Genomic DNA, 24,196 nt, shown 5'->3' with positions numbered 1-24,196 from the left:
CGCGGACGCCGCCCGATCGGCCGCCATGACGCCGTCGCAGCATGACGCCATGGGCGTTCGCGGCGAAACCCGGTGTCGGACCGACGCAGTGCCGACGTCTTAACGTCACCCTGCGTTCACGCGCCGGCCACGTCCCAGCGGACGGCCGTTGAGGCTGGCGCTGCCGATGCAGGGAGGCGCGTCGTGGCCGTCGGCGACGCTGCGCAAGCGCTTGCCGTTGGGCAGCGCCAGGGTCGGGTGCGGCAGGGCGGTGACCATGGACCAGGCCGGCATCTGCCCCGGATTGCTGCACTGCAAAATGCGCAGCGAATCACAACGGCGCAGGATGGGCGGCCTTTTGAACCGGTCTAATCGCCGTGCCGTCGTCCCCCGCCGACAAACGCGTCACCGTGTCCGACCTCGCCGCCGCCTGCGGCGTGTCGCGGGCGACCGTGTCGCTGGTGCTGCGCAACAGCCCGCTGGTGCATGCGGACACGCGCGCGCGGGTGGCGGCGGAGATCGCGCGGCAGGGCTACGTCTACCACCGCGGCGCGGCCAGCCTGCGCGGGCGCGCCTCCAACGCGGTGGCGCTGGTGGTCAACGACTTGGCCAATCCGTTCTTCGCCGAATTCGCCGGCGGCGTGGACGCGGCGCTGGCCGAGGCCGGCTACGTGATGCTGATGGGCAGCACCGGCGAATCGCCGGAGCGCCAGCACAGCGTGCTGGCCTCGCTGATCGAGCACCAGCCGGCGGCGCTGATCCTGTCGCCGACCGAGAACACCGACGCGGCGCGGCTGCGCCAGTTGCTCGGCACGCGGCTGCCGGTGCTGCTGTTCAACCGCGCGCTGGACGGCGACTGGCCGTTGCTGGCGCTGGACAACCGCCGCGGCGCGCGCCTGGCCACCGAGCACCTGCTGGCGCTGGGCCACCATGCGATCGCGTTCTTCGGCGGCCACCGCCAGTCCAGTTCCTGCGCCGAACGCCGCGCCGGCTACCGCGACGCACTCGCCGCCGCCGGCATCGCCGCCGATCCGGCGTGGCTGATCGAATGCGCGCCGACCCGGCTGGACGCCGCGCGCCAGGCCGGCGCGCTGTGCGCGCGCGACCCGCTGCCGACCGCCCTGGTCTGCTACAACGACGTGGTGGCGCTGGGCCTGGCCAGCGGCCTGGCCGAACGCGGCCGCCACGCCGGCCACGACTACGCGCTGATCGGCTTCGACGACATCGCCGAAGCCGCCGTCGCCACCCCGTCGCTGTCCACCGTCGCCGTCGCCCCGCGCGAACGCGGCATGCAGGCCGCGCAGCTGGTGCTGGACGCATTACGCCAGCAACAGACACTGCCTGCGCTTACCATCGCCCCCGCCCGGCTGTGCCTGCGTGCCAGCAGCCGGGTCGCCCTCTCGTCCGTTCCCGGAGTCGCTGCATGAGCCGTCGCCCGCTGTCCAACACTGCCGCCATCGCGGTGGTCAGCATGATCTTCTTCACCTGGGGCGGTCTGACCAGCCTCAACGATGTGCTGATCCCGCATCTGAAAGCCGTGTTCCAGATGAACTACACGCAGTCGATGCTGATCCAGTTCACCTTCTTCGGCACCTACTTCCTGATGTCGCTGCCGGCCGGTGCGGTGGTGGCGCGGGTCGGCTACAAGGCCAGCATCGTCATCGGCCTGGTGATCGCGGCGATCGGCGCGGTGATGTTCTACCCGGCGGCGCGGCTGCCGTCGTATCCGCTGTTCCTGACCGCGCTGTTCGTGCTGGCCAGCGGCATCACCCTGCTGCAGGTGGCGGCCAATCCGTACATCAGCCTGATCGGCGAACCGCGCAAGGCGCCGAGCCGGCTCAACTTCGCGCAGGCGCTGAATTCGCTGGGCACCACTGTGTTCCCGCTGCTGATCGGCCCGCTGATCCTGGCCACCGCGGTGCTGTCGGCCGACAAGATCGCGGCGATGAGCGCACTCGAACAAGCGGCTTATCGCGGCGCGCAGGCGCAATCGGTGCAGGTGCCGTACCTGCTGCTGGCCGGCGGCCTGTTGCTGCTGGCGGTGTTCGTGCTGGTGATGCGCATCCCGTCGCTGCGCGAGGACGACGCCGACAGCACCGAGTCACAGCACAGCTTCGGCGATGCGCTGCGCCAGTCGCACCTGCTGTGGGGCGTGGTGGCGATCTTCATGTACGTGGGCGCGGAAGTGTCGATCGGCAGCTTCCTGATCAACTACATCTCCGGCCCGACCACCGGCGGCCTGACCGAAGCCACCGCCAGCCGCTACCTGGCGTTCTACTGGGGCGGCGCGATGGTCGGCCGCTTCGCCGGCGCCGCGCTGCTGCAGTTGATCCCGGCGCGCAAGCTGCTGGCCGCCTTCGCCGGCGTCGCCTCGCTGCTGCTGATCGCGACCATGCTCAGCAGCGGCCAGGTGGCGATGTGGAGCGTGATCGCGATCGGCCTGTTCAACTCGATCATGTTCCCGACCATCTTCACCGTGGCCATCGAACGCCTCGGCCCGCTGACCAGCAAGGCCTCGAGCCTGCTGATCATGGGCATCGTCGGTGGCGCGCTGGTGCCGCTGGCGCAGGGCAAACTGGCCGACGCGATCGGCATCCAGCACGCCTTCGTGATCCCGCTGCTGTGCTACGCCTACATCCTCTGGTACGGCCTGCGCGGCTCGCGGCTGTCGGCCAACCTGCCGGCCGAGGCGCCGGGCACCAGGCCGGTGGCGCGCGCGATGCATTGATGCATAAAACGGGTACGGCGGCGCGCTGCCGCCGTGCCTGCGCTCGGCTGTTCTCCCCCCTCCCCCACACATGGCTCCTAGCGACCGCATGAACCTGCCTGCCACGCCCCTGCCCGACTTCGCCGATGCCGCCGTGTTGCGCGCGCATATCGCCGACACCATGGCCTTCTACCATCCGCGCGCGATCGATCCGGCCGGCGGCTTCTTCCACTACTTCCGCGACGACGGCAGCGTGTACGACGCCGGCCACCGCCACCTGGTCAGCAGCACCCGCTTCGTCTTCAACTACGCGATGGCGGCGAACGAGTTCGCCGATTCGCCGCTGGCCGCCGAGTACCTGGACGCGGCGCGCCACGGCCTGCGCTACCTGCGCGAGACGCATCGCGACGCCGCCAGCGGCGGCTACGTGTGGACCCTGCGCGACGGCGTCGCCGAGGACCGCACCCAGCACGCCTACGGCGCCGCCTTCGTGTTGCTGGCCTATTCCACCGCGAAGAAGGCCGGCCTCGATACCGACGCGTGGATGGACGAAACCTGGCAGCTGCTGGAAACCCGCTACTGGGACGCTAGCGCCGGCCTGTACCGCGACGAGGCCACGCCCGACTGGCAGTTCTCCAGCTACCGCGGGCAGAACGCCAACATGCACTTGTGCGAGGCGCTGATCGCCGCCTACGAGGCCAGCGCCGAGCCGCGCTATCTGCAGCGCGCGCTACTGCTCGCCGACCACATCACCCGCCGGCAAGCCGCGCTGGCCGGCGGCCTGGTGTGGGAGCACTAAGACGCGTACTGGCAGGTGGACTGGGACTACAACCGCGACAATCCAAAGCACCTGTTCCGGCCCTGGGGTTTCCAGCCCGGCCACCAAGTCGAATGGGCGAAGCTGCTGGTGCTGCTGCACGGGCACCTGCACACCGCCGATGGCAGCGCGCCGGACTGGCTGTTGCCCACCGCGCGGCACCTGTTCGACACCGCACTGGCCCACGGCTGGGACGCGCAGCACGGCGGCATCGTCTATGGCTTCGCCTCCGGCAGCGAAGCCGAGCCGGTGGTCGGCGTGTCCGACGTGGCGCAGCACCCGACCTACTTCTGCGACGACGACAAGTATTTCTGGGTGCAGGCCGAAGCCATCGCCGCCGCCGCGCGGCTGCTGGCCGCGAGCGGCGATGCGGGCTACCGCGCCGCCTACGACAGGCTGTGGGCGTATTCGTGGGAACACCTGGTCGATCACCGCTACGGCGCCTGGTTCCGCATCCTTAGCCGCGACAACCGCAGCTACAGCGACGAGAAGAGCCCGGCCGGCAAGACCGATTACCACACCATGGGCGCCTGCCACGACGTGCTGGCGGTGATGCGCAGCAGCAAGGCGTTCGCATAGATGCGCGGGGCGCCGGCGATCCGGCGCCTCTGTTCCTGTAGGAGCGGCTTCAGCCGCGACAGGGTGTTACCGGTGAGACCCGGTCGCGGCTGAAGCCGCTCCTACAGGGGTTGGTCGTGCGCAGGTGGTGCGATAGCGCAAGCAAGTGGCACCAATCCTTCGCCCACAAAAAAGCCCCGCACCTGGCGGGGCTTTTCCGTTGCCGCGAACCGCGCTCGATCAGTCGATATCGAGGAAGCTGCGCAGCTGCTCGGAGCGGCTGGGATGACGCAGCTTGCGCAGCGCCTTGGCCTCTATCTGGCGGATGCGCTCGCGGGTGACGTCGAACTGCTTGCCGACTTCCTCAAGGGTGTGGTCGGTGTTCATGTCGATGCCGAAGCGCATGCGCAACACCTTGGCCTCGCGCGGGGTCAGCCCGGCGAGCACGTCGCGCACGGTCTCGGACAGGTTGATGTTGGTGGTGTTCTCGATCGGGGACTCCACGTTGGTGTCCTCGATGAAGTCGCCCAGATGCGAATCCTCGTCGTCGCCGATCGGGGTTTCCATCGAGATCGGCTCCTTGGCGATCTTCATCACCTTGCGGATCTTGTCCTCCGGCATGTCCATTTCCTTGGCCAGCTCCTCCGGCGTGGCCTCGCGGCCATACTGCTGGAGCATCTGCCGGGAAATGCGGTTCAACTTGTTGATCGTCTCGATCATGTGCACCGGGATGCGGATGGTGCGCGCCTGATCGGCGATCGAACGGGTGATGGCCTGGCGGATCCACCAGGTCGCATACGTGGAGAACTTGTAGCCGCGGCGGTATTCGAACTTGTCCACCGCCTTCATCAGGCCGATGTTGCCTTCCTGGATCAGGTCGAGGAACTGCAGGCCGCGGTTGGTGTACTTCTTGGCGATCGAGATCACCAGGCGCAGGTTGGCCTCGACCATTTCCTTCTTGGCCTTGCGCGCCTTGGCTTCGCCATAGGCCATCGCGCGGCTGATTTCCTTCAGCTCGGTCAGGCTCAGGTAGGTCGCCTGCTCCACCGCCACGGTGGCTTCCTGCTCGGAGACGATCTGGTCCTTGACGTCGCGCAGCGCCGAGGACCACTTCTGCTTGCGCTTCAGTGCGTCGTCGACCCAGGCCACGTTGGTCTGGTTGCCTTCCCAGGAACGGATGAAGTCCTTGCGCGGCATCCGCGCCACGTGCGTGGCCAGGTGCAGCACGCGGCGCTCGTGGTCCTTGACCTGGGCCATGGTGTCGCGCAGCTTGCGCACCAGCACGTCGGTCAGCGGCAGCGGCAGCTTCAAGGTGACGAACACCTCGGCGATGTCGGTGCGCAGCTTGGTGACCAGCTTGTGCTCGGCGCCGTTCTTGGCGTGCGCCTTCTTGAACTTGGCGTATTCGGTGGCCAGCAGCTCCATGCGCCGCGCGACCTCGGCCGGATCCGGACCGGTCGGGCCGGCCTCTTCCTCGGCGGCTTCGACTTCCTCGTCGTCATCGTCGTCGCTGGCATCGGCGGCGCTGTCGTCGTCGCTGGCGACCACGGCCGGCGCCGGCTCTTCCTCGATCAGGTCGTTGAAGCCGACCACGATCTCGGCCAGGCGCTTCTTGCCTTCCTTGTGCTGCTCGTAGTCCTCGAGCAGGGTTTCCACTGCCAGCGGGAACGCACCCAGCGCGGCCTGGACCTGGCTGAGGCCTTCCTCGATGCGCTTGGCGATGGCGATTTCGCCTTCGCGGGTCAGCAGCTCGACCGTGCCCATCTCGCGCATATACATGCGCACCGGGTCGGTGGTGCGGCCACCTTCGGTATCGAGCGCGGTCAGCGCCGCGGCGGCTTCTTCGGCCGCGGTGTCGTCGACTTCGCGGTTACCGGTGTTGCCGTCGTTGAGCAGCAGGGTCTCGGCGTCGGGGGCGACTTCATGGACGTCGATGCCCATGCCGTTGATCATGCTGATGATGTCTTCGATCTGCTCCGGATCGACCAGGTCGTCGGGCAGATGGTCATTGACTTCGGCGTAAGTCAGATAGCCCTGTTCCAGGCCCTTGCTGATCAGTAGCTTGATGTCGGATTGCTGGGCAGGACGTTCGTTGGCCATGAGTGCTCGCGCCACCGGCAGGTAGATGAATGAGTGAACCTAGCATTATAACAGCCCGGACAGCCGCTTGCCGGACAAAGAGCGTGAATCGCTCCACCAGGAGCGCCCCGGCTTAAGGCCGGAGCAGGAAAGTGACCGGGCCGTCGTTGACCAGGCTGACGATCATATGGGCACCGAAGCGCCCGCTTTCCACCCCCGGCGGATGCCGCTCCCGGCAGATCTCCAGCAATCGGTTGAAGCCGCGTTCAGCCTCGGCTGGCGGCGCCGCGGTGGTGAAGCTGGGACGCATGCCCGAGCCGGTGTCCGCGGCCAGGGTGAACTGGCTGACCAGCAGCAGGCCGCCGCCGGTATCGCGCAGCGCGCGGTTCATGCGCCCGCTGGCGTCGGCGAACACGCGGTAGCCGAGCAGGCGCTCGGCCATGCGCTGCAACTTGGCCTCGGTATCGCCCGGCTCCACCGCCACCAGCGCCAGCAGGCCAGGGCCGATGCGACCGACCACCGCGTCGTCGACGCGGACCTCGGCCTGGGTGACGCGCTGGATCAGGGAGAGCATGGGCGGGACTCCGGTATTCGGGACTCGGGACTCGGGACTCGGGACTCGGAAGCATCCGGGTTCGATGGGGCGCTGTCATCCCGCCGGATCATGGCCGAATTGCAGCGGCTGGCGGAAGCCGTACCGGCACACAAGCGGGCCGATCCGTGACGCCGATCGGGCCGGGTGCGACCGCGCCAGCCTGGCGCGGCCGGCGCAGCGGATAAACTGGGGCGATGAAACCCGCAACCCTCGCAACCGTTCTGTACCGCTGCGCCGCCGCCGTGGCGCGCCTGCCCTGGCCGTGGCTGCGGTGCCTGGCCGACGGCCTGGCCTGGCTGTGGCTGCGCAAGGACGCGCGCGAGAGCCGGGTCACCCGCCGCAACCTGGAGCTGGCCTACCCGGAACTGCTGCCCAGCGAGCGCGTGGCCCTGCACCGCGACGTGCTGCGCTCCACCGCGCGGCAGGCGTTCGAGACCCTGGTGCTGTGGACCCGGCCGCCGGCGCAGAACCTGGCGCAGCTGCGCCAGCGCCACGGCCAGGCACTGTACGACGCCGCGCTGGCGTCGGGCCGCGGGGTGATCGTGGCCGCGCCGCACTTCGGCAACTGGGAACTGCTCAACCAGTGGCTGGCCTCGCGCGGCGACATCGCCATCGTCTACCGCGCGCCGGCGTCCGACGTCGGCGATGCGTTCCTGCAGTTGGTGCGCAGCGGCGACAACGTGCGCCAGGTGCGCGCCGAAGGCCCGGCGGTGCGGCAGTTGTTCAAGGTGCTCAAGGACGGCGGCGCGGTCGGCATTCTTCCCGACCAGCAACCCAAGGCCGGCGACGGCGTGTTCGCGCCGTTCTTCGGCGTGCCGGCGCTGACCATGACCCTGGTCAACCGGCTGGCCGAGCGCACCGGCGCGATCGTGCTGTTCGCCTGGTGCGAGCGGGTCGACAACGACCTGGAATTCGCGCTGCAGGTGCAGCCGGCGCCGGAGGCGATCGCCGACCCGGACCCGCTGCGCGCCGCGACCGCGCTGAACGAAGGCGTGGAGCGGGTGGCGCGCCGCGACCCGGCGCAATACCAGTGGACCTACAAGCGCTACACGCTGCGCCCGGATCCGGCCGAAGCCAACCCCTACGCCACCGCCAGGCATCCGCACTGAGCAGCGGCGCTACGGCTAATCGTCGTGCGGCTGCGCCGGGCCGGCGAGGATGCGCTGGTAGAAGGCCAGGTCCAGCCAGCGCCCGAACTTGAACCCGGCCTCGCGCACGGTGCCGGCATGCACGAAACCCAGTTGCTTGTGCAGTGCGATGCTGCCGGCGTTGCTGGCGTCGATGCCGCCCACCAGCACGTGCACGCCGCGTTCCTGCGCCGCATCGACCAGCGCCAGCAGCAGGCGCCGCCCCAGGCCCTTGCCGCGATGGTCGCGGTGCACGTACAGCGAATGCTCGACGCTGTACTTGAACGCCGGCCAGGCGCGGAACGTGCCGTAGCTGGCGAAACCGAGCAGGCTGCCGTGCGCGTCCTCGATCCCGATCACCGGAAAGCCGCCGGCGCGCTTGGCCGCGAACCAGCCGACCATGCTTTCCGGCGGGCGCGGCCGGTAGTCGTAGAGTGCGGTGGAATGGGCGATGGCCTCGTTGAAGATCTCCAGGATCGCGCCGGCATGGCGCTGTTCGGTGCATTCGACGAGGTGCATGCGCGGGTCCTGGAAACGGGTCCGGCCTAGTAGAAATGAATCGGCCGCGGTTGAACATGCCCATCACCGCCCGCCGGCAGATCGCGACCGCGATCCGGTGAGTGACCGCGCCTGGCATGGCGGTTGCATGCATCCATGCTGGCGCGGCACACAGTGCGTTCCATCACGCGAATGCTGGCGAGGAGGCCAAACCACGCGACAATAGCCGCCCGGGCACGCTGCCCCGCCCGCATGTGGCGCGACCGGGGTGCGCCGCCGCCGACCAGCCTTGAAGCGGCGCAGAAGATCCCCATTTGGAGTCCTGCATGACCAGCCCTGCCCCCCTCACCTGCACGCCCCCGTTCGGCGATCCTGCTGCGATCCGCGCCGAACGTGCGGCCTCGGAGCTGCGGGCCGGCCGCCCGGTGGTCATCGAAGGCGGCGATGGTCAGGCGCGTGCGGTGCTGGCGCTGGACAGCAGCACCGCGCAGTCCTACCTGAGCTTCACGCAGGCGGCGGCGCAGCGGCATTACCTGTTCCTCACCCCGACCCGCGCACAGGTGCTGGGCCTGGTCGCGCCGCAGGGCGCACGCATCGCCCTGGCCGAGCAGTCCTACGATGCCCTGGCCGCGCTGGCCTACCTGCGCAGCGGCACGCTGCCCACGCACTGGATGCCGGGCGATGCGCTGGATGCCGGCGCCGTGGAGATCGCGCGCCTGGGCCTGCTGCTGCCGGCGATCGTCGCGGTGGACCTGGACGCCGACAGCGCCTTCCAGGGCTGCCAGTCGCTGCAGCTGGACGACCTGAAACACGGCTGCGCGACCACCACCTCCGGCAGCTACGAACTGGTGACCCGCACCCAGGTCCCGTTGCGCGATCTGGGCAGCAGCGAGTTCGTGGTGTTCCGCGGCGGCGTGGCGCAGCGCGACCAGGTCGCGATCGTGATCGGCCAGCCGGACCTGTCCGTGCCGGTGCCGGTACGGGTGCATTCGTCCTGCCTCACCGGCGACCTGTTCGGCTCGTTGAAGTGCGATTGCGGCGACCAGTTGCGGCATGGCCTGGCCAAGCTCAAGGAACTCGGCGGCGGCGTGCTGCTGTACCTGGACCAGGAAGGCCGCGGCACCGGCATCGCCACCAAGTTGCGCGCCTACGGCTACCAGCACGACGGGCTGGACACCATCGACGCCGATGCGCAGCTGGGCTTCGGCGCCGACGAACGCCGCTACGGCAGCGCGGTGGCGATGCTGCGCGGACTCGGCATCCAGCGCGTGCGCCTGCTGACCAACAACCCCTCCAAGGCCGAGCGCCTGCGCGCGGCCGGCATCGACGTGGTCGAGCGCATCCCGATCACCGGCGCGATCACCGCCGAGAACGAGCGCTATCTGCGCACCAAGGCCACCCGCGCCGGCCATGCGCTGGACGTGGACGCGCTGATTCACGCCGCGCGCTGAGCCGCGGCGGCGCAACACCGGCCACGACGATCGCGGCGCATGCCGGACGGCATGGCGCGCCGAGGCGAGTCCTGACCGCTTCCCGCGCGCCCGCGGAGCGCGCCAGGCGCCGCCCGCGTTACGATCGCGGACCTGCGCGGCGCGCGTGCACAGTGTCCGCCCATCGCTTCGAGAACCCGCCGTGACCGCACCGCCGTCCCTGGATCCCTCCGCCGCCCCCGCGCCTGGCGCCGACCCGCAGGCCGCTGTCGCGTCACCGGCCGCGCACGACTGGCAACCGCTGCCGCTGCGCGGCGCCTGGCTGGCCGCGCTCGGCGGCGGCGGCATGCTCGGCATCTGCGTGCTGATCGCCGCGGCGATCTTCGGTCTCTCCCTGCACAGCCGCCAGACGGTGCTCATCGGTGCCGGCGCCGCCGCGCTCGGCGCGCTGCTGGGCGCCTGCATCGGCTTCGTGCGCCATCGCCGGATCCGCTGGCGGCTAGACGCGCAGGGCCTGGATCTGCGCCGCGGGCGGATGTGGCAGAGCGAGGTGCACGTGCCGATGTCGCGCGTGCAGCACCTGGACCTGCGCCGTGGCCCGCTGGAGCGCGCCGCGCGCCTGGCGACCCTGATCGTGCATACCGCCGGCACCCGGCACAACGCGGTGGCCGTGCCCGGCCTGGACCAGGCCGACGCCGAGCGCCTGCGCGAACGCCTGGCGCACCAGCTCGACCACGACGACGATGCGCTATGAGCGCCGCCGTGGACGCTGAAGACACTGCGGTCCGGCGCCTGCACCCGTGGTCGTGGCTGTTCGTGCTGCTGCAGCACCTGCGGCATTTCCTGCTGCCGCTGCTGGCGTTGCTGGTATTCGGCGGGCGCGACGGCCACAACGACCATCTCGACCAGCTGATGCTGCTGCTGGCGGGCAGCGCGCTGATCGCGGTGTCGCTGCTGCGCTACTTCACCTACCAGTACCGCATCGGCCGCGACAGCCTGAGCATCCGCAGCGGCTGGCTGGAACGCAGCCTGCGCGAGATCCCGTTCGCGCGCATCCACAACGTGGTCGTGCACCAGTCGCTGCTGCATCGGCTGTTCGGGGTGGCCGAAGTGCGGCTGGAATCGGCCGGCGGAACCAAGCCGGAAGCGCAGATGCGAGTGCTGCGGCTGGACCAGGCGCTGGCGTTGGAGCGGCAGATCCGCCATCGCGCAGGCGACGACAGCGCGGCGGCGTCCACGGCTGCCGCCGCGGCCAGCGACGTGCTGCTGGCGTTGCCCACGGTGGAGGTGCTGCGCCAGGGGCTGATCTCCAACCGCGGCATGGTGGTGGTGGCGACCGTGTTCGGTGCCACCTATCACCTGTTCCCCGAGCGCATGGTCTCCAACGCGATCGACCGCTACGCGCAGCAGCTGTTCGGTTACGCCAGCCATCTGCACCTGGGTTGGATGGCCGGCGCGGCCACGCTGACGCTGATGCTGGTCACGCTGCTGCTGATCATGCGCGCGCTGTCGATGGCGCTGGCGCTGCTGCAGTATCACGGCTTCCGGCTCAGCGAGAGCGAGCGCCGGCTGACCGTGGAGCGCGGCCTGCTGACGCGGCTGCGCAGCAGCGTGGCGCGGCGCCGGATCCAGGCCTGGACCCTGCACGAGGGCATGCTGCAACGCCTGCTGCGGCGGCGCAGCCTGCACATCGATACCGCGGTGATGGATGGCCACGGCGAGCACGGCCGCGCGCTGAAGGAATTGGCGCCGCTGGCGACCCCCGCGGCCTGCGATGCGCTGCTGCATCGGCTGCTGCCGCAGATCGCCTGGCCGCCGCCGCAGTGGCACGGCATCGCCACGCGCTGCTGGTGGCGGCTATCCCTGCCGGCGCTGTGCCTGGTGCCGCTGGCCTGCGCCGGGCTGTGGCAAGCGTTCGGCGCCTGGGCCGCGCTGTCGCTGCTGTGGTTGCCGTGGTCGGCGTTCAAGGCCTGGCGCCACGCGCAACGCATGGGCTATGCGCTGGACGATCGCTACGTGGCGGTACGCGGCGGCTGGTGGCGGCGCTGGTGGCGGCTGGCCGAGATCGACAAGCTGCAGGCGCTGCGGCTGACCCGCTCGCCGCTGGACCGCCGCTGCGGCACCGCCACGCTGTGGCTGGATACCGCCGGCGCCCGCCATGGCGAGCCGCCGTTGCGGGTGCGGCTGCTGCCGGAGCCGGAGGCGCGCGCGGTCTACCTGCAACTGAGCCGGGCGCTGGCGCGGCGCCGGCTGCGCTGGTAGCGGCAGGCACGGCGCCCTGCCGCGCGCTGGGTCAACGCGCGCCGCGGCCCCAGTAGCCGATGCGCCGGCGGATCTTCAGCTTGCGCCAGACATTCCACGGCTTGCGCCGCGGATTGCGCGCGCCCTCGGCGACGAAATCGTCGATCGCGCGCAGCACGCGCTCGCTGGACTGCCCATCGCGGTAGGGATGCAGGCCGTCGGCGAAGTCGCGGATCGCCGCCATCAGTTGCGGCGGCCGCGCCAGCGCGCGGCGGATCGCCGGCTCGAACTGCGCGGGGTCGTCGATGTCGATCAGTTGCGGGCCCGGGCGCCGGTTCTTGAACGTTACCACCGGCTTGTAGGTCAGCAGGAACTCGTTGAGCGCCGAGGAGGTGTCCGAGCACATCAGGTCCACCTGCGGAAACAGCTCCAGGATGTTGTCGTTGTCGGCGAAACGCAGGTACGCGTTCTCGAGCGCGCGGTAGCGCGCCACCATCTGCGGATCCATCTTCGGATGGAAGGTCACGATCCAGCGCCACTCACCGCTGCGCGACAGCCGCTTGACCTCGTCGTAAAGGATGCCGGCCGCACTCCACGACGGCGAGAACGTGGAGTGGTACAGGATCACCGGCGGTTGCCGCACCGGCGCGAGCTCGGCGCCGATCTCGCGCATGAACGGATCGATCTTGGGGAAGCCGGTTTCCTTCACCGCGAAGTGGCCGAGCCTGCGCGCCAGCGCGCCGAACGCGGCAGTGTCGCGCGGGCCGGTGGTGCAGTACAGGTCGAAGAAGCCGCGCACGTAGATGTGCCGCGGCTTGCCGGCGTCGAAGCCGTGGAAGGTCTCGACCTTCACCCCGGGGAAGAAATGCGGCACCGCGTTGCTGGAGGTGATCACCGCGTACGGATTCCACGCCAGCACCTCCTCGACGGTGGCCAGATGGCGTTCGTCGGCGCTCAGATCGGCGGCGCCGGGGCCGTCGAAGAACCACGCCGCCTGGTCGCCGCGCGCGCGGATCGCGGCCTGCAACGGGCGCAGGATCGCCAACGCGTAGCGCTCGGACCCGTACAGCAGATAGTGCTTGCTCATCAGTGCTCCAGATCGTGCCGTTGCAGCTGCGCCCGCGCCTGCTCCACCGAGGCCGGGTTGTACTGCATTTCGTAATAGCGCATGCGCTTGTACAGCGCGTAGCTGGCCGCGGTCTGCGCCACCACGAAACCGCGCCAGCCATCGAGCACCGCCAGGCGCAACAGGTAATCCTTGAGGAAGGCGCCGGCGAACACGAACGGGCTTTGCCACATTCTCACCGGCTTGCGCTTGTCGCGCCAGCCGAGCGCCTTCAGTTCGGCGTAGCGCAGCACCTTCAGTTGCTTATGCACCAGGGTCGGGTTGTGCAGGTGGTTGAACGGCGGCGCGAACTCGGTGCTGGCGCCGTCGAAGCGCAGCGATTCGTGCACCCGCGCATCGCTCCAGCGCGCGCGGCCGCGGTGGTACAGCCGCGCCAGGCGCTCGCCGACCATCGGCCGGTACCAGCGCATCGGCGCGCCCATGTACCAGGTGCTGCGACGCAGCCACACCGCGTCCAGGCGGTCCTCCGCCAGCAGCTGCGGCAGCCGCGCCAGGCATTCGGCGCGCAGCGCGTCGGACAGGAATTCATCCGCGTCCAGCACCAGGATCCAGTCGTGCGCGGCCTGGGTGGAGGCGAAGTTGCGCTGCGCGCCGAAGCCCAGCCAGGCCTGCTCGACCACGCGCGCGCCGTGCGCGCGGGCGATCGCCGCAGTGTCGTCGGTACTGCCGCAGTCCACCACCAGCTTGTCGGCGGCGAAAGGCACGCTGTCCAGGCAGCGGGCGATGTTGCCGGCTTCGTTGTAGGTCATCACCACCAGGCTGAGCGGCAAGGTGGTCGCGGCGGCGTCGGCCATGGCGCTCGGTATCCGGGGCAGCGGTGCAGCCTGCGGGCATGGCGCGGTCGGCGCCGCGCCGGTCGGCGGTGCGGGATCGGCAGTCTACCGGCTTCCGGCAACGCCTTCAGCGGCGCCGGCGCGCACCTGCGGCGGCTGCGCATCGCAGGCCGCCAGCCCGATCAGCACGCCGACCAGGGACACGTAGAAACCGGTGGTGACCTGGTGCGCGAACATCGACTGGGTCATGCCGCACAGGATGTAGGCGGCCACCACCATGATCCCGGTCGCGGCCGGGCCATGGAATTCGGGGCGCGGGCGGCGCCGGTACAGGCGCAGCAGCAGCCATAGCGGCACGCCGTAGACCAGCACGATCAGCAGCGTGCCGGGCAGGCCCTGGGTCGCGCTCCATTCGGCAAGATCGTTGTGCGCGTGGCCCAGGTGGCAACGCTCCACCCAGGTCCTGCTGCGGCAATCGGGCAGGCGCAGCATCGCGTTGTCGAAGCGGCCTACGCCCACGCCCACCAGCGGATGCTCGACGAAGGTGGCCGCCGCCACCTGCAGGCGCTCGATGCGCGCGCCGGCGGAAGAGTCGCTGTCGCCGCGCTCGTAGCGCTGCACGTCGTGATGCAGTTCGGCCAGGCGGGTCTGCCGGGTCAGCGCCGGCACGCTCAGCACCAGGGTCGCCGCCAGCGCGGCGAGCACGCCCAGGATCACCAACCGCGCGCGGCCGCTGCGCCAGCGCACGCACAGCGCAGTGACCACCAGCAGCAACAGCATGCCCAGCCAGACGCCGCGGCTGCCGCTGAACAGGATGGTCGCGCAGCCGGCGACGAGCGCCACGATGGTCCATGGCCAACGCCCGTGCGGCCGGCAGAACACCGCCACCACCATCAGCACCAGCACCACATCGGCGAGCACGATCGCGTTGGTCCAGCCCTCGGCGCGCGGCTGGCCCTGCAGCACCTGCACGATCGCCAGCACCAGGGTGACGAAGATGCCCAGCAGCGCGCCCCACCACAGCAGGTGCCGCGGCGGGCGCAGTGCGTAGACCCACAAGGCGGTCCACGGCAGCACCAGGAACCGGGTGCGGTTGTCGATGTCCTTCAGCGGCTGGCCGAAGTACAGCAACGAGAACAGCGACAGTCCGATCACCAGCAGCGCCAGCACGCCCAGCCAGCGCAGCGACGGCTGCAGCCCGGCCGCCGCGCGGCGCATCCGCTGCAGCGCCAGCAGGCTGCTCGCCAACAGCAGCAGCCCGAAAGGCAGCAATCCGCCGGGGATGCTGACCACCAGCGCCGGCAGGCACAGCAGGCCCAGCGCGGCGCCCCACTCGGCCAGCGTGTGGCGACGGGACGGGAACGCGGCCAGCGGCGGCGCGGCGCGAGACGGAGCTTCGGTCATCTGGGAGAGAACGGACGCATAGACGAGGGGGGGCGATGATCCAAGTGCGACCCCTAACCCGACCTGACCTGGACGCGGCCGCTGCCGGCCGGCGCCAACGCGGCCGGCGGCGGCGCATCGCCGAGCAGATCGGCCACCACCGCCAGCAGGCGCTCGCCGAACTCGCGCTGGCGCGACTCGAAGAACGCGCGCGCCGCGGTGCCCAGCGCATCGCATTGCATCGGCGCCAGCGCCAGCGCCTGCGTCATCGCCCGCTCGATCCCGGCCGCGTCGATCCGGTAGCGCACGCCGAAGTTGTCCTCGCGCTCGCCGACCGGATCGATCAGCACGCCGCGCTCGGCGCTCACCAGTTCGTTCATCGGCGCGCCGTCGGTGGTGATCACCACCGCGCCGACGCTCAGCGCTTCCATGATGTAGTGGCCGAAGCCTTCGACCTCGGACGGGCACAGGTGGAACCGGTGCGCGTTCTGCAGCCGGCGCAGCTCGCGCTGGTCCAGATAGCCGGTCAGGTAGTCGATGTTCTCGGCCTCGATCGGGCGCGACTTCTTCGCGCTCTGCACCACCGTCAACCGCGGCCATTCCGGGTGCCGCGCCCACGTCTGCAGCAGCACCGCGGTGCCCTTGGCCGAGCTGCGGCTGGCCACGTGCAGGCAGGCGCGCTCGCGCGGCACCTCCGGGCGGTAGCAATCGTCGCTGCAGAAACCGATGAAGGCGGTGGCCGGCCCCTGCGCGGAAAAAAGCTGCTCGGCCTGCCGGGTCTTGCACAAGACCCGCTGGAAACGCGGCAGCCAGCGCAGCCACTTGCGGCGGAACCATTCCGGATTGGGCACCAGCACGTTGCGCCGGCCCGCGCCCAGGCAGCGCGGATACACCCGTTCCAGGAAGATCTGCAGATCGGCCCGGCCGCGCAGCAGGCTGCGCAGCGCCAGGCGCAATTCGCGCAGGTGGTTGGCGAAGCGCACCGTGCCGAAGCCGAGCACTTCCACCCGGTAGCGGCCGCTGCGGCGCAGCGCCTCGGCGACCACTTGCAGATCGCGACTCAGGCCGCCGCCGTTGTCGCGGCTGATCACCCGGATCAGGCGCATCGGCATGCTCGCCCTGCGGCGCGCACGGCGCCGGCGTTGCGAGCGAAGCGGGCGCGGCCGCCGCTCACTCGAAACGGTCCTTGTCCTGCTCGCGCAGGCGATCGCGGTCGACCGGGGTGACCGTGCATTGGCCATGCACGGCGGCGGCCGGCACCAGCCACCAGTTGCGGCGGTTGGACACGCCCGCCAGGGTGCTGGCGCGGCGATCGATGCAGCCGAGCATCGCCGCCTCCTGCACCAGCAGCCAGCGCCGCTGCGGCGCCTGCGCCTGCCAGGCCACGCCGCGGCGCAACTGCTCGTCCCACGGCACCACGAAACCGAAGGTGGTCGCGGCGCGGTCGGCCATCAACAGGTTCTGTTCCTTCCAGGCGACCAGGCCCAGTTCCGCGTCCGGCCCGATGCGGCGGCCGGCCGCCTCCATCACCCCGCGTGCGGAGCTGGACGTGTTGATCAGCGGATACACCAGCAGCCCGACCAGCACCCACAGCATGCTCAGCGTGGACACCATCGCCAGTTCCGGACGCCGCCGCGCGAACAGCGCCAGGCTGGCCACGCCCCACAGGCCGAGCGCCAGCAGGATCCAGGCCAGCGCCTGCACGGTCGGCAGATCGACGCCGCGCTGCTCCATCATCTGCGCGCGGAAGCCATGCCCGGCCAGGATCGCCGCGCCAACCGCGCCCAGCGCCACCGTCACCACCGCGGTGAACGCCAGCAACAGCCGCTTGATCCCGGCCTTGCGCAGCAGCCCGGCGATCAGCGGCGCCATCGCCAGGCACAGCATCGGCAGCGCCGGCAGGATGTAGACGTCGCGCTTGCCGGTCGGAATCGAGAAGAACAGCACGATCAACGCCCACCACGCCAACGGCAGCAGATAGCGCGGATCGCGCCGGCGCAGGCGCCGCGCCCAGGCCGGCATCGCCCACGGCAGCGCCAGCAGCAGCGGCAGCCACATGCTCGGCATCACCCCGAAGAAATACAGCGGCCCATGCGGGTGGTCCCAGGATCTGGCGTAGCGCCCGGCGGTCTGCCGGAACAGGATGTCGTCGAGGTAGGCCCGGTATTCGGGCTGCTGCGCCGACAACGCCGTGGTCACCATCGGCACCAGCCAGATCGACACCGCGCCCAGGAACGCCAGCGGCCCCAGCCAGAAGCGCGGATCGCGCGCACCGACCCTGACCCCGCGCCACTGCGCCAGCGACGCCGCCGCGGCCGGCAGCAGCATCAGCAGCGCCAGCGCGCCCACGCCCTTGGTGATCGTGCCCAGGCCGGCGGCGAACCAGCCCAGCGCCCACATCCGCCAGTCGGGTCCGCGCAGCACGTGGCGCAACAGGCCGTAGTTGGCCAGGGTGATGTAGAACACCACCAGCGGATCGATCTGCGCCTTCTTCGCCTGGTAGGTGAAGTGGAACGCGAACAGCAGCGCATACGCCGCATACATGCCGACCCGGCGCGTCCACAGCCGCCGGCCCAGGTCGTAGACGCAGGCCAGCGTGCCCAGCCCGGCCAGCAGCGAGGGCAGCAGGAACGCCACCCGCCAGTTGCCGAACACGGTGTAAAACGACGCCTGCAGCCACATCAGCATCGGCGGCTTGTCCGAATACAGCTCGGTGCCGCGGTGCGGGAACAGCCAGTTGCCGCTGTCCACCATCTGCTTGGCAACCAGCGCGAAGCGCGGCTCGTCGGCCGGATGCGGATCGCGCAGGCCCAGGCCGGCGCCGAGCACCAGCAGCGCGAGCAGGGCCAGCAAGCAGAATTCTCGGGACGCGCGGGTTTTCAGCATGGGCCAGGATGATACCGGGGCCGCTTCACGCCGTCTTGCGCAGCCGCGCATAGAAGAAGCCATCGCGGTCCTGCTCGCCGGGCAGGCGCTGGCGGCCGCCGCCGTCCGCGTGGCCGCAGGCGGCGCCGGGATCTTCGGCCACCGCATCGGCGGTGCGCGCCAGGAACGCCTGCAGCTGGCGCGCGTTCTCGTCCTTGAGCAGCGAACAGGTGGCGTAGACCAGCACCCCGCCCGGCCGCAGCACCTGCCAGCCGGCGTCCAGCAACCGCGCCTGCAGCGCTTGCAGCGCGACCACGTCCTCGCGCCGCCGGTGCAGCAGCACGTCCGGCTGGCGGCGCACGATGCCGGTGGCCGAACACGGCGCGTCCAGCAGCACCGCATCGAACGCCTCGCCGTCCCACCAACTGTCCGGCTGCGCCGCATCGGCCACCTGCAGTTGCGCCTGCGCGCCGGCGCCTGTGCGTTGGAAGGTCTCGCGCACCCGCGCCAGGCGCCGCGCGTCCACGTCCAGCGCGGTCAGGCGCAGGCGCGGGCGCGCTCGAGCAGGTGCGCCGACTTGCCGCCGGGCGCAGCGCAGGCATCCAGCACGCGCGCGCCCGGCGCCGGCGCCAGCACGTCGGCAACCTGCTGCGCCGAACCGTCCTGCACCGACACCCAGCCGTCGGCGAAGCCGGGCAAGGCGCTCATCGCCACCGACTCGGCCAGGCGGATCGCATCGGCCAGGTCCGGCACCGCCTGCGCGCCGATGCCGGCGTCAGCCAGCAGTTGCAGATAGGCGTCGCGCGTGCCGCGCTGGCGGTTCACCCGCAGCCACAGCGGCGCCGCCTGCTGGCTGGCGGCGAAGATCGCCTCGGCCTGCTGCGGCCAGTCGGCGTGCAGCGCAGCGCGCAGCCACAGCGGCCAGCCGGCATCGGCGGCCACCGCCGGCAACCCGTCGCGCAGCGCAAGGCGCAGCAAGGCGTTGACCATGCCGGCCTGGCGCGGCCGGTCCAGCGCCCGCGCCGCCTCCACCGTCGCCGACAGCGCCGCGTGCGGCGCCAGGCCGAGCACGTCGAGCTGGGCGAAGCCGGCCATCAGCAGCGTGCGCAGTTCGGCGTCGCGCTGCGGCAGCTGCTTCTGCAGCCACAGCCGCAGTGCGGCCTCGTAGGCCGGGCGCCGGCGCAGCACGGCGAAGCAGATCGCCTCGACTAGGGCGCGGTCGCGCGGATCGGGCAGCGCCGGCAGCGCGGTGGCCAGTTCGGCCTTCAGCGAGCGGCCGCGGTCGATCACCGCGCTCAGCACGCGGGCGGCGACGACGCGGGGCGCGACGCCGGGCGGCGGCGCGACGGCAGGCGGCGCGGCAGGCGTCTGGGTCATCGGCCGCTCGCGCCGGTTCAGGCCAGCACCGGCAGGTCGCGCCGGGCGTTGAGGTAGTCGGCGGCGGTGATCGCCTTGCCGCCTTCGCGCTGCAGCACGCGCAGGCGCAGCGCGCCCTGCCCGCAGGCGATGTCGATGCCCTGCTTGGACGCGGCCAGCACCGTCCCCGGCGGCTGCGCATGCGCCAGCTCCAGCGCCACCGCGCCGTGGATGCGCACGCGCTCGCCGGCCAGCACCGCCTCGGCGATCGGCCATGGATTGAACGCGCGCACCCGCAGCGCCAGCTGCGCCGCCGGCTGCTGCCAGTCCAGCCGCGCCTGCGCCTTGTCCAGCTTGTGCGCGTAGGTGACGCCAACCTCCGGCTGCGGTTGCGGCACCGGACGGATGCCGGCGCGCAGCAGGCCCAGGCCGTCGGCCAGCACCTGCGCGCCGAGCGCGGCCAGCCGGTCGTGCAGCTGTCCGCCGGTGTCGCTGTCGCCGATCGGGGTGCGCTGCGACATCAGCACCGGGCCGGTGTCCAGGCCGGCTTCCATCTGCATCAGGCACACCCCGGTCTGGCTGTCGCCGGCCTCGATCGCGCGCTGGATCGGCGCGGCGCCGCGCCAGCGCGGCAGCAGCGAGGCGTGCACGTTCCAGCAGCCATGGGTCGGGATCGCCAGCACCGCCTTGGGCAGGATCAGGCCGTAGGCCACCACCACCATCAGGTCCGGCTGCAGCGCGCGCAGGGTCTGCAGCGCTTCCGGCGAACGCAGGGTATCCGGCTGCAGCACCGGGATGCCGCGCGCGACCGCCTCCAGCTTCACCGGCGAGGGCGTTAGCCCGCGGCCGCGCCCGGCAGGACGGTCCGGCTGGGTATAGACCGCGACCACTTCATGGCGCTGCGCGGCCGCGCGCAACGACGGCACGGCGAAGTCCGGCGTACCGGCGAAGACGATTTTCATGGAGGCTGGGAACCGGGAAAAGGGAATGGAGAATCGGCAAGGCGCGGACCCGGAAATGGCACGGGCACCGCACTGACGATTCCCGTTTCCGCATTCCCGCTTCGCGGCCTTCAGGCCACGTGCTTGCGCGCCTTGGCCAGCTTCTTGCGCACCATCTCGCGCTTGAGCGGCGACAGGTAATCGACGAACAGCTTGCCGTCCAGGTGGTCCATCTCATGCTGCACGCACACCGCCAGCAGGCCGTCGGTGGACAGTTCCTGCGGTCGACCGTGGCGGTCCAGGTAGCGCACGACGATAGCCTCGGCGCGGGTCACGTCGGCATAGATGCCGGGTACCGACAGGCAGCCCTCCTGGTGCACCTGCTCGCCGTCGCGCTGCACGATCTGCGGGTTGATGAACACCTGCGGGGCGTCCTTCTCTTCGCTGACGTCGATGACCATGAAACGCTGGTGCACGTCCACCTGGCTTGCGGCCAAGCCGATGCCGGGGGCCTCGTACATGGTCTCGAACATGTCGTCGAGCAGGCGCTGGAACGCCGGCGCGGTCACGTCGGCAGGATCGACCGGCAGCGCCTTGGTACGCAGGCGCGGATCGGGGAATTCGAGGATGGGAAGCAGGGCCATAGCGGTACCCAGATGGGGGCGCCGGAAAATTCGGCAAGACGTGACAATTCTACCCCGTTCTGGCGCCAACGCTTGCGCCGCGCCCAGGGTTCTGGACTATAGTGCGCGGACCTGTTGGGGAATCAGGCTCCGCACTCAATGTTCAATCGACTCCGTACGGTCGTCGCCGTGGCGATGCTCACCGTGGCGACCTATGCCGCTTCCGCGGGCATGGCTGCCGAACACCCTGACACCTATGTGGTGCGCAAGGGCGACACGCTGTGGGACATCGCCGGGCGCTTCCTCGGCAAGCCCTGGCTGTGGCCGGAAATCTGGCAGGCCAACCCGCAGGTGCACAATCCGCATCTGATCTACCCCGGCGACGTGCTCAGCCTGGCCTACCTGGACCGGGTGGCGCGCGCCACGGTCAAGCCCGGCCCGCGCCAGGACGCGCCGATCGACGCGATCCCGCTGTCCGACGTCGAGCCGTTCCTGAAGAACCTGCGCGTGGCCGACAGCATCGACGGCCTGCCCTACGTGGTCGGCGTCGAGGACAACCGGCTGCGCGCCACCGCCGGGCAACTGGTCTACGCGACCGGGCTGAGCGCGCCGCAGACCGGGCAACGCTACGCGGTAGTGCGCCCGACCGTGCGCTACGAACTGCCCAGGCTCAGCGACGACCTGAACAACGAAGGCCGCAGCACCCCGGGTACCGGCAACCTGTGGCAGACCTTCGTGCCGCCGGACACCAAGCGCCGCGAGACGCTGGGCTACGAACTGGCCCAGGTCAACGTCGGCACCGTCACCCGCGTCTCCGCCGACGCCAGCCAGGCCACTACACTGCTGCTGCAGGACAGCGCCCGCGAAGTGCGCGCCGGCGATCGCCTGATCGCGGTCGAAGCGCAGCCCTACGACCTGCAGTTCGTGCCGCATCCGCCCTCCGCGCAGGCGCTCGAGGCCGGGCTGCGGGTGCTGGCGGTGGCCGACGCGTTCAGCGCCGCCGGCCCGCGCGACGTGATCGCGATCTCCGGCGGCAGTCGCGAAGGCATCGACAACGGCACCGTGGTCTCGCTGTGGCGCCATGGCACCCGGGTCAACGACCGCGTGCAGCGCCCGAACACCTCGCGCGCCGACGACGGCTTCAGCGGCGGCCGCGGCACGGTCGCCCTGCCCGACGAATACGCCGCGCACGCGATGGTATTCCGCACCTTCGACAAGGTCAGCTACGCGCTGGTGATGGACGGCATCAAGCCGACCCGGATCGGCTACGACGTGAAGCACCCGGACGCACGCTGACCCGCGCACGCGGGCAAGTCCTACCTCCGCAACAGACGGCGCCCGAGGGCGCCGTCTGCGTTTGCGGCCTAGCCTGGGCCTGTTAACCCGAATGGAACAGGCTCCCAGACCGATGTCCGCCCTGCCCGTCCCGCCCCGTACCGCCCCTGCCTGCGCCGATCCGGCGCTGCTGACCCTGTCCCTGGCCGGCGGCGCCAGCGCCCCGCGCCGGCGCCTGCTCGACCACTGCGGCAGCCCCGCCGCGGCCCTGGCCGCCGGCGCCGGCGCCTGGCGCGCGGCGGGACTGGATCCGGCGCAGATCGCAGCGCTGCAGCGGCCCGACCGCGCCGCCGTGGACGCCGCGCTGGCCTGGCTGGCGCAGCCGCGCCGGCACCTGCTCGGCTGCCACGACCCGGACTACCCGGCGCTGCTGCTGCGCAGCCCCAACCCGCCGCTGGTGCTGTACCTGGAAGGCGACCCGGCGGCGCTGTGGCATCCGGCGGTGGCGGTGGTCGGCAGCCGCGCGCCCAGCGCCGGTGGCCGCGACAACGCGCAGCGCTTCGCCCTGGCGCTGGCCACGGCCGGGTTCGCGGTGACCAGCGGCATGGCCGCCGGGGTCGATGCCGCCGCGCACGCCGCGGCGCTGTCGCGCCAGGACGGGCTCACCGTGGCAGTGGTCGGCACCGGCGCCGACCTGGCCTACCCACGCCAGCACGCCGCCCTGCGCGAACGCATCGCCGCGCGCGGCGCGGTGGTCAGCGAGCATCCGCCCGGCACCCCGGCGCGGCCCGGCCACTTCCCGGCGCGCAACCGGATCATCGCCGGGCTGGCGCTAGCCACCCTGGTGATCGAGGCCGCCGCCCGCTCCGGCGCGCTGATCACCGCACGCCTGGCCGCCGAGGCCGGGCGCGAGGTGTTCGCGCTGCCCGGCTCGATCCACAACCCGCTGGCGCGCGGCTGCCACCGCCTGATCCGCGACGGCGCCGGACTGGTCGAGAGCGCCGAGGAGGTGCTGGCCGGGGTCGCGCCGCTGGCCGCGGAATTGGCCGATGCCTTGCGCGGACGCCTGCACGCCCCCACTGAGAGGATCGCCGACGACCCCGGCGCCATGCCGTCCTTCCCCGATCCCGACTACCAGCGCTTGTGGCAGGCGCTGGGCCACGACCCCACCTGTATGGATTCAGTGATCGCGCGCACCGGATTGACGGCCGCGGCGGCGTCCTCCATGCTGCTGACCATGGAACTGGATGGCTACGTGGCGGTCGAACGAGGTCGTTACACCCGCAAACCCTAGTTTCTTCACCTCCACAGCGTTTAGCGACGCAGGCCGAGGGCAATGAAAGAGAGCATTCTGGATGTCCTGCTGTACCTGTTCGAACATTATTTCAGCGAGGATGCGGACCCGGTCCGCGATCGCGACTCCCTCCAGAATGGCCTGATCCAGGCTGGCTTCAGCCCCACCGAAATCAGCAAAGCGTTCGATTGGCTCGATGCCCTGGCCGACCAGCGGCCGGCCGTGCCGCAGCCGCGCATCGACGGCCCGATCCGCATCTACCACGGCCCGGAGCTGGACAAGCTCGACGTGGAATGCCGCGGCTTCCTGCTGTTCCTGGAACAGCACGGCATCCTCGACAGCGACCAGCGCGAGCTGGTGCTGGACCGGGCGATGGCGCTGGACCAGGACGAACTGGATCTGGACGACCTGAAATGGGTGGTGCTGATGGTGCTGTTCAACCAGCCCGGCGCCGAGGCGGCCTACGCGTGGATGGAAACGCAGATGTTCGTCGACGAACCGGAGCCGGTGCACTGAAGCATTGCCGGGG

The 24,196-nt window shown here is 70.8% G+C and carries 20 protein-coding genes and 2 pseudogenes; 10 read left to right on the top strand and 12 right to left on the bottom strand.

The features are described from left to right. Nucleotides 1-105: 105 nt before the first annotated feature. Nucleotides 106-273: an alpha-1,2-mannosidase gene (locus KHF85_RS03105; RefSeq protein ID WP_284568482.1), complete on the bottom strand. Its 168-nt coding sequence runs from the start codon at nt 271-273 to the stop codon at nt 106-108. A gap of 83 nt (nt 274-356) precedes the next feature. Here KHF85_RS03105 and KHF85_RS03100 point away from each other — a divergent pair, with 83 nt between their 5' ends. The 3 genes and pseudogenes from KHF85_RS03100 (at nt 357) to KHF85_RS03090 (ending at nt 4,082) form a co-directional block, all read left to right on the top strand. Continuing rightward, nucleotides 357-1,406, top strand: coding sequence for a LacI family DNA-binding transcriptional regulator (locus tag KHF85_RS03100; RefSeq protein ID WP_284568481.1), 1,050 nt, complete (start codon nt 357-359; stop codon nt 1,404-1,406). Then, complete coding sequence (locus KHF85_RS03095) at nt 1,403-2,707, top strand: sugar MFS transporter (protein ID WP_284568480.1); 1,305 nt, start codon at nt 1,403-1,405, stop codon at nt 2,705-2,707. Before KHF85_RS03100 ends, KHF85_RS03095 begins: the two co-directional genes overlap by 4 nt. A gap of 88 nt (nt 2,708-2,795) precedes the next feature. Beyond that, nucleotides 2,796-4,082 (top strand): annotated as a pseudogene (locus tag KHF85_RS03090) (AGE family epimerase/isomerase). Nucleotides 4,083-4,301: 219 nt separating this feature from the next. On the opposite strand, the gene rpoD reads toward KHF85_RS03090, so the two are convergent. Both rpoD and dtd read right to left on the bottom strand, forming a co-directional pair. Further along, nucleotides 4,302-6,161 carry an RNA polymerase sigma factor RpoD gene (gene rpoD / locus KHF85_RS03085; RefSeq protein ID WP_003480854.1) on the bottom strand — a complete coding sequence of 620 codons (1,860 nt, stop codon included), beginning with the start codon at nt 6,159-6,161 and terminating at the stop codon, nt 4,302-4,304. Between the two features lie 112 nt (nt 6,162-6,273). Further along, the gene (gene dtd, locus KHF85_RS03080) at nt 6,274-6,714 is read right to left on the bottom strand and encodes a D-aminoacyl-tRNA deacylase (RefSeq protein ID WP_284568479.1); all 441 of its coding nucleotides are present in this window, start codon (nt 6,712-6,714) and stop codon (nt 6,274-6,276) included. Between the two features lie 215 nt (nt 6,715-6,929). On the opposite strand from dtd, the gene KHF85_RS03075 reads away from it, so the two are divergent. After that, the gene (locus KHF85_RS03075) at nt 6,930-7,844 is read left to right on the top strand and encodes a lauroyl acyltransferase (RefSeq protein ID WP_284568478.1); all 915 of its coding nucleotides are present in this window, start codon (nt 6,930-6,932) and stop codon (nt 7,842-7,844) included. 15 nt (nt 7,845-7,859) lie between these two features. Here the strand turns inward: KHF85_RS03075 and KHF85_RS03070 are convergent, their stop codons facing one another. Next, nucleotides 7,860-8,381 carry a GNAT family N-acetyltransferase gene (locus KHF85_RS03070; protein WP_284568477.1) on the bottom strand — a complete coding sequence of 174 codons (522 nt, stop codon included), beginning with the start codon at nt 8,379-8,381 and terminating at the stop codon, nt 7,860-7,862. A gap of 305 nt (nt 8,382-8,686) precedes the next feature. Here KHF85_RS03070 and ribA point away from each other — a divergent pair, with 305 nt between their 5' ends. The 3 genes from ribA to KHF85_RS03055 all read left to right on the top strand — a co-directional run bounded on the left by ribA (nt 8,687) and on the right by KHF85_RS03055 (nt 12,052). Next, complete coding sequence (gene ribA, locus KHF85_RS03065) at nt 8,687-9,811, top strand: GTP cyclohydrolase II RibA (RefSeq protein ID WP_284568476.1); 1,125 nt, start codon at nt 8,687-8,689, stop codon at nt 9,809-9,811. A gap of 181 nt (nt 9,812-9,992) precedes the next feature. Continuing rightward, complete coding sequence (locus KHF85_RS03060) at nt 9,993-10,544, top strand: PH domain-containing protein (protein WP_284568475.1); 552 nt, start codon at nt 9,993-9,995, stop codon at nt 10,542-10,544. Then, the gene (locus tag KHF85_RS03055) at nt 10,541-12,052 is read left to right on the top strand and encodes a PH domain-containing protein (protein WP_284568474.1); all 1,512 of its coding nucleotides are present in this window, start codon (nt 10,541-10,543) and stop codon (nt 12,050-12,052) included. The genes KHF85_RS03060 and KHF85_RS03055 overlap by 4 nt, the downstream gene beginning before the upstream one ends. Before the next feature lie 31 nt (nt 12,053-12,083). Here KHF85_RS03055 and KHF85_RS03050 read toward each other — a convergent pair whose 3' ends face one another. The 8 genes and pseudogenes from KHF85_RS03050 to def form a co-directional block, all read right to left on the bottom strand. Further along, nucleotides 12,084-13,118 carry a CDP-glycerol glycerophosphotransferase family protein gene (locus KHF85_RS03050; protein ID WP_284568473.1) on the bottom strand — a complete coding sequence of 345 codons (1,035 nt, stop codon included), beginning with the start codon at nt 13,116-13,118 and terminating at the stop codon, nt 12,084-12,086. Further along, nucleotides 13,118-13,951 (bottom strand): glycosyltransferase family 2 protein, encoded by an 834-nt coding sequence (locus KHF85_RS03045; RefSeq protein WP_284568472.1) that lies wholly within the window; start codon nt 13,949-13,951, stop codon nt 13,118-13,120. The genes KHF85_RS03050 and KHF85_RS03045 overlap by 1 nt, the downstream gene beginning before the upstream one ends. Nucleotides 13,952-14,035: 84 nt before the next feature. Further along, nucleotides 14,036-15,334 (bottom strand): O-antigen ligase family protein, encoded by a 1,299-nt coding sequence (locus KHF85_RS03040; protein WP_284568471.1) that lies wholly within the window; start codon nt 15,332-15,334, stop codon nt 14,036-14,038. Nucleotides 15,335-15,387: 53 nt separating this feature from the next. Continuing rightward, nucleotides 15,388-16,425: a glycosyltransferase gene (locus tag KHF85_RS03035; RefSeq protein ID WP_284568470.1), complete on the bottom strand. Its 1,038-nt coding sequence runs from the start codon at nt 16,423-16,425 to the stop codon at nt 15,388-15,390. Between the two features lie 58 nt (nt 16,426-16,483). Beyond that, a complete protein-coding gene (locus tag KHF85_RS03030; protein ID WP_284568469.1) occupies nt 16,484-18,199 on the bottom strand; it encodes an ArnT family glycosyltransferase in 1,716 nt (571 codons plus the stop codon). 25 nt (nt 18,200-18,224) lie between these two features. Next, a pseudogene (gene rsmB / locus KHF85_RS03025) lies at nt 18,225-19,555 on the bottom strand (16S rRNA (cytosine(967)-C(5))-methyltransferase RsmB). A gap of 17 nt (nt 19,556-19,572) precedes the next feature. Beyond that, nucleotides 19,573-20,496: a methionyl-tRNA formyltransferase gene (fmt, locus tag KHF85_RS03020; RefSeq protein ID WP_284568468.1), complete on the bottom strand. Its 924-nt coding sequence runs from the start codon at nt 20,494-20,496 to the stop codon at nt 19,573-19,575. A gap of 110 nt (nt 20,497-20,606) precedes the next feature. After that, entirely contained in the window at nt 20,607-21,119 is a 513-nt protein-coding gene (gene def, locus KHF85_RS03015) for a peptide deformylase (RefSeq protein ID WP_284568467.1), read from the bottom strand. 138 nt (nt 21,120-21,257) lie between these two features. Here def and KHF85_RS03010 point away from each other — a divergent pair, with 138 nt between their 5' ends. The 3 genes from KHF85_RS03010 (at nt 21,258) to KHF85_RS03000 (ending at nt 24,183) form a co-directional block, all read left to right on the top strand. Further along, on the top strand, nt 21,258-22,394 hold the full coding sequence (locus KHF85_RS03010; protein WP_064542905.1) for a LysM peptidoglycan-binding domain-containing protein: 1,137 nt from the start codon (nt 21,258-21,260) through the stop codon (nt 22,392-22,394). Nucleotides 22,395-22,506: 112 nt separating this feature from the next. Beyond that, nucleotides 22,507-23,667, top strand: coding sequence for a DNA-processing protein DprA (dprA, locus tag KHF85_RS03005; protein WP_284568466.1), 1,161 nt, complete (start codon nt 22,507-22,509; stop codon nt 23,665-23,667). Between the two features lie 42 nt (nt 23,668-23,709). Then, nucleotides 23,710-24,183 carry a DUF494 family protein gene (locus tag KHF85_RS03000; protein ID WP_003470396.1) on the top strand — a complete coding sequence of 158 codons (474 nt, stop codon included), beginning with the start codon at nt 23,710-23,712 and terminating at the stop codon, nt 24,181-24,183. Nucleotides 24,184-24,196: the final 13 nt, after the last annotated feature.

It is taken from the genome of Xanthomonas graminis pv. graminis, assembly GCF_030168915.1.
In the GTDB taxonomy this organism is placed as follows: Bacteria; Pseudomonadota; Gammaproteobacteria; order Xanthomonadales; family Xanthomonadaceae; genus Xanthomonas_A; species Xanthomonas_A translucens.
Note: the sequence above shows the minus strand (reverse complement) of the source record. Positions and strands in the feature narration are given on the sequence as shown.

What these genes read in the sequence shown, in the direction of transcription:
- ribA (WP_284568476.1), top strand. Translation starts at nt 8,687, where the DNA reads ATGACCAGCCCTGCCCCCCTCACCTGCACGCCCCCGTTCGGCGATCCT.
- KHF85_RS03045 (WP_284568472.1), bottom strand. Translation starts at nt 13,951, where the DNA reads ATGGCCGACGCCGCCGCGACCACCTTGCCGCTCAGCCTGGTGGTGATG.
- def (WP_284568467.1), bottom strand. Translation starts at nt 21,119, where the DNA reads ATGGCCCTGCTTCCCATCCTCGAATTCCCCGATCCGCGCCTGCGTACC.
- KHF85_RS03035 (WP_284568470.1), bottom strand. Translation starts at nt 16,425, where the DNA reads ATGCCGATGCGCCTGATCCGGGTGATCAGCCGCGACAACGGCGGCGGC.
- KHF85_RS03000 (WP_003470396.1), top strand. Translation starts at nt 23,710, where the DNA reads ATGAAAGAGAGCATTCTGGATGTCCTGCTGTACCTGTTCGAACATTAT.
- dtd (WP_284568479.1), bottom strand. Translation starts at nt 6,714, where the DNA reads ATGCTCTCCCTGATCCAGCGCGTCACCCAGGCCGAGGTCCGCGTCGAC.
- KHF85_RS03040 (WP_284568471.1), bottom strand. Translation starts at nt 15,334, where the DNA reads ATGACCGAAGCTCCGTCTCGCGCCGCGCCGCCGCTGGCCGCGTTCCCG.
- KHF85_RS03050 (WP_284568473.1), bottom strand. Translation starts at nt 13,118, where the DNA reads ATGAGCAAGCACTATCTGCTGTACGGGTCCGAGCGCTACGCGTTGGCG.
- KHF85_RS03030 (WP_284568469.1), bottom strand. Translation starts at nt 18,199, where the DNA reads ATGCTGAAAACCCGCGCGTCCCGAGAATTCTGCTTGCTGGCCCTGCTC.
- KHF85_RS03070 (WP_284568477.1), bottom strand. Translation starts at nt 8,381, where the DNA reads ATGCACCTCGTCGAATGCACCGAACAGCGCCATGCCGGCGCGATCCTG.
- dprA (WP_284568466.1), top strand. Translation starts at nt 22,507, where the DNA reads ATGTCCGCCCTGCCCGTCCCGCCCCGTACCGCCCCTGCCTGCGCCGAT.
- rpoD (WP_003480854.1), bottom strand. Translation starts at nt 6,161, where the DNA reads ATGGCCAACGAACGTCCTGCCCAGCAATCCGACATCAAGCTACTGATC.
- KHF85_RS03075 (WP_284568478.1), top strand. Translation starts at nt 6,930, where the DNA reads ATGAAACCCGCAACCCTCGCAACCGTTCTGTACCGCTGCGCCGCCGCC.
- KHF85_RS03095 (WP_284568480.1), top strand. Translation starts at nt 1,403, where the DNA reads ATGAGCCGTCGCCCGCTGTCCAACACTGCCGCCATCGCGGTGGTCAGC.
- KHF85_RS03105 (WP_284568482.1), bottom strand. Translation starts at nt 273, where the DNA reads ATGCCGGCCTGGTCCATGGTCACCGCCCTGCCGCACCCGACCCTGGCG.
- KHF85_RS03010 (WP_064542905.1), top strand. Translation starts at nt 21,258, where the DNA reads ATGTTCAATCGACTCCGTACGGTCGTCGCCGTGGCGATGCTCACCGTG.
- fmt (WP_284568468.1), bottom strand. Translation starts at nt 20,496, where the DNA reads ATGAAAATCGTCTTCGCCGGTACGCCGGACTTCGCCGTGCCGTCGTTG.
- KHF85_RS03055 (WP_284568474.1), top strand. Translation starts at nt 10,541, where the DNA reads ATGAGCGCCGCCGTGGACGCTGAAGACACTGCGGTCCGGCGCCTGCAC.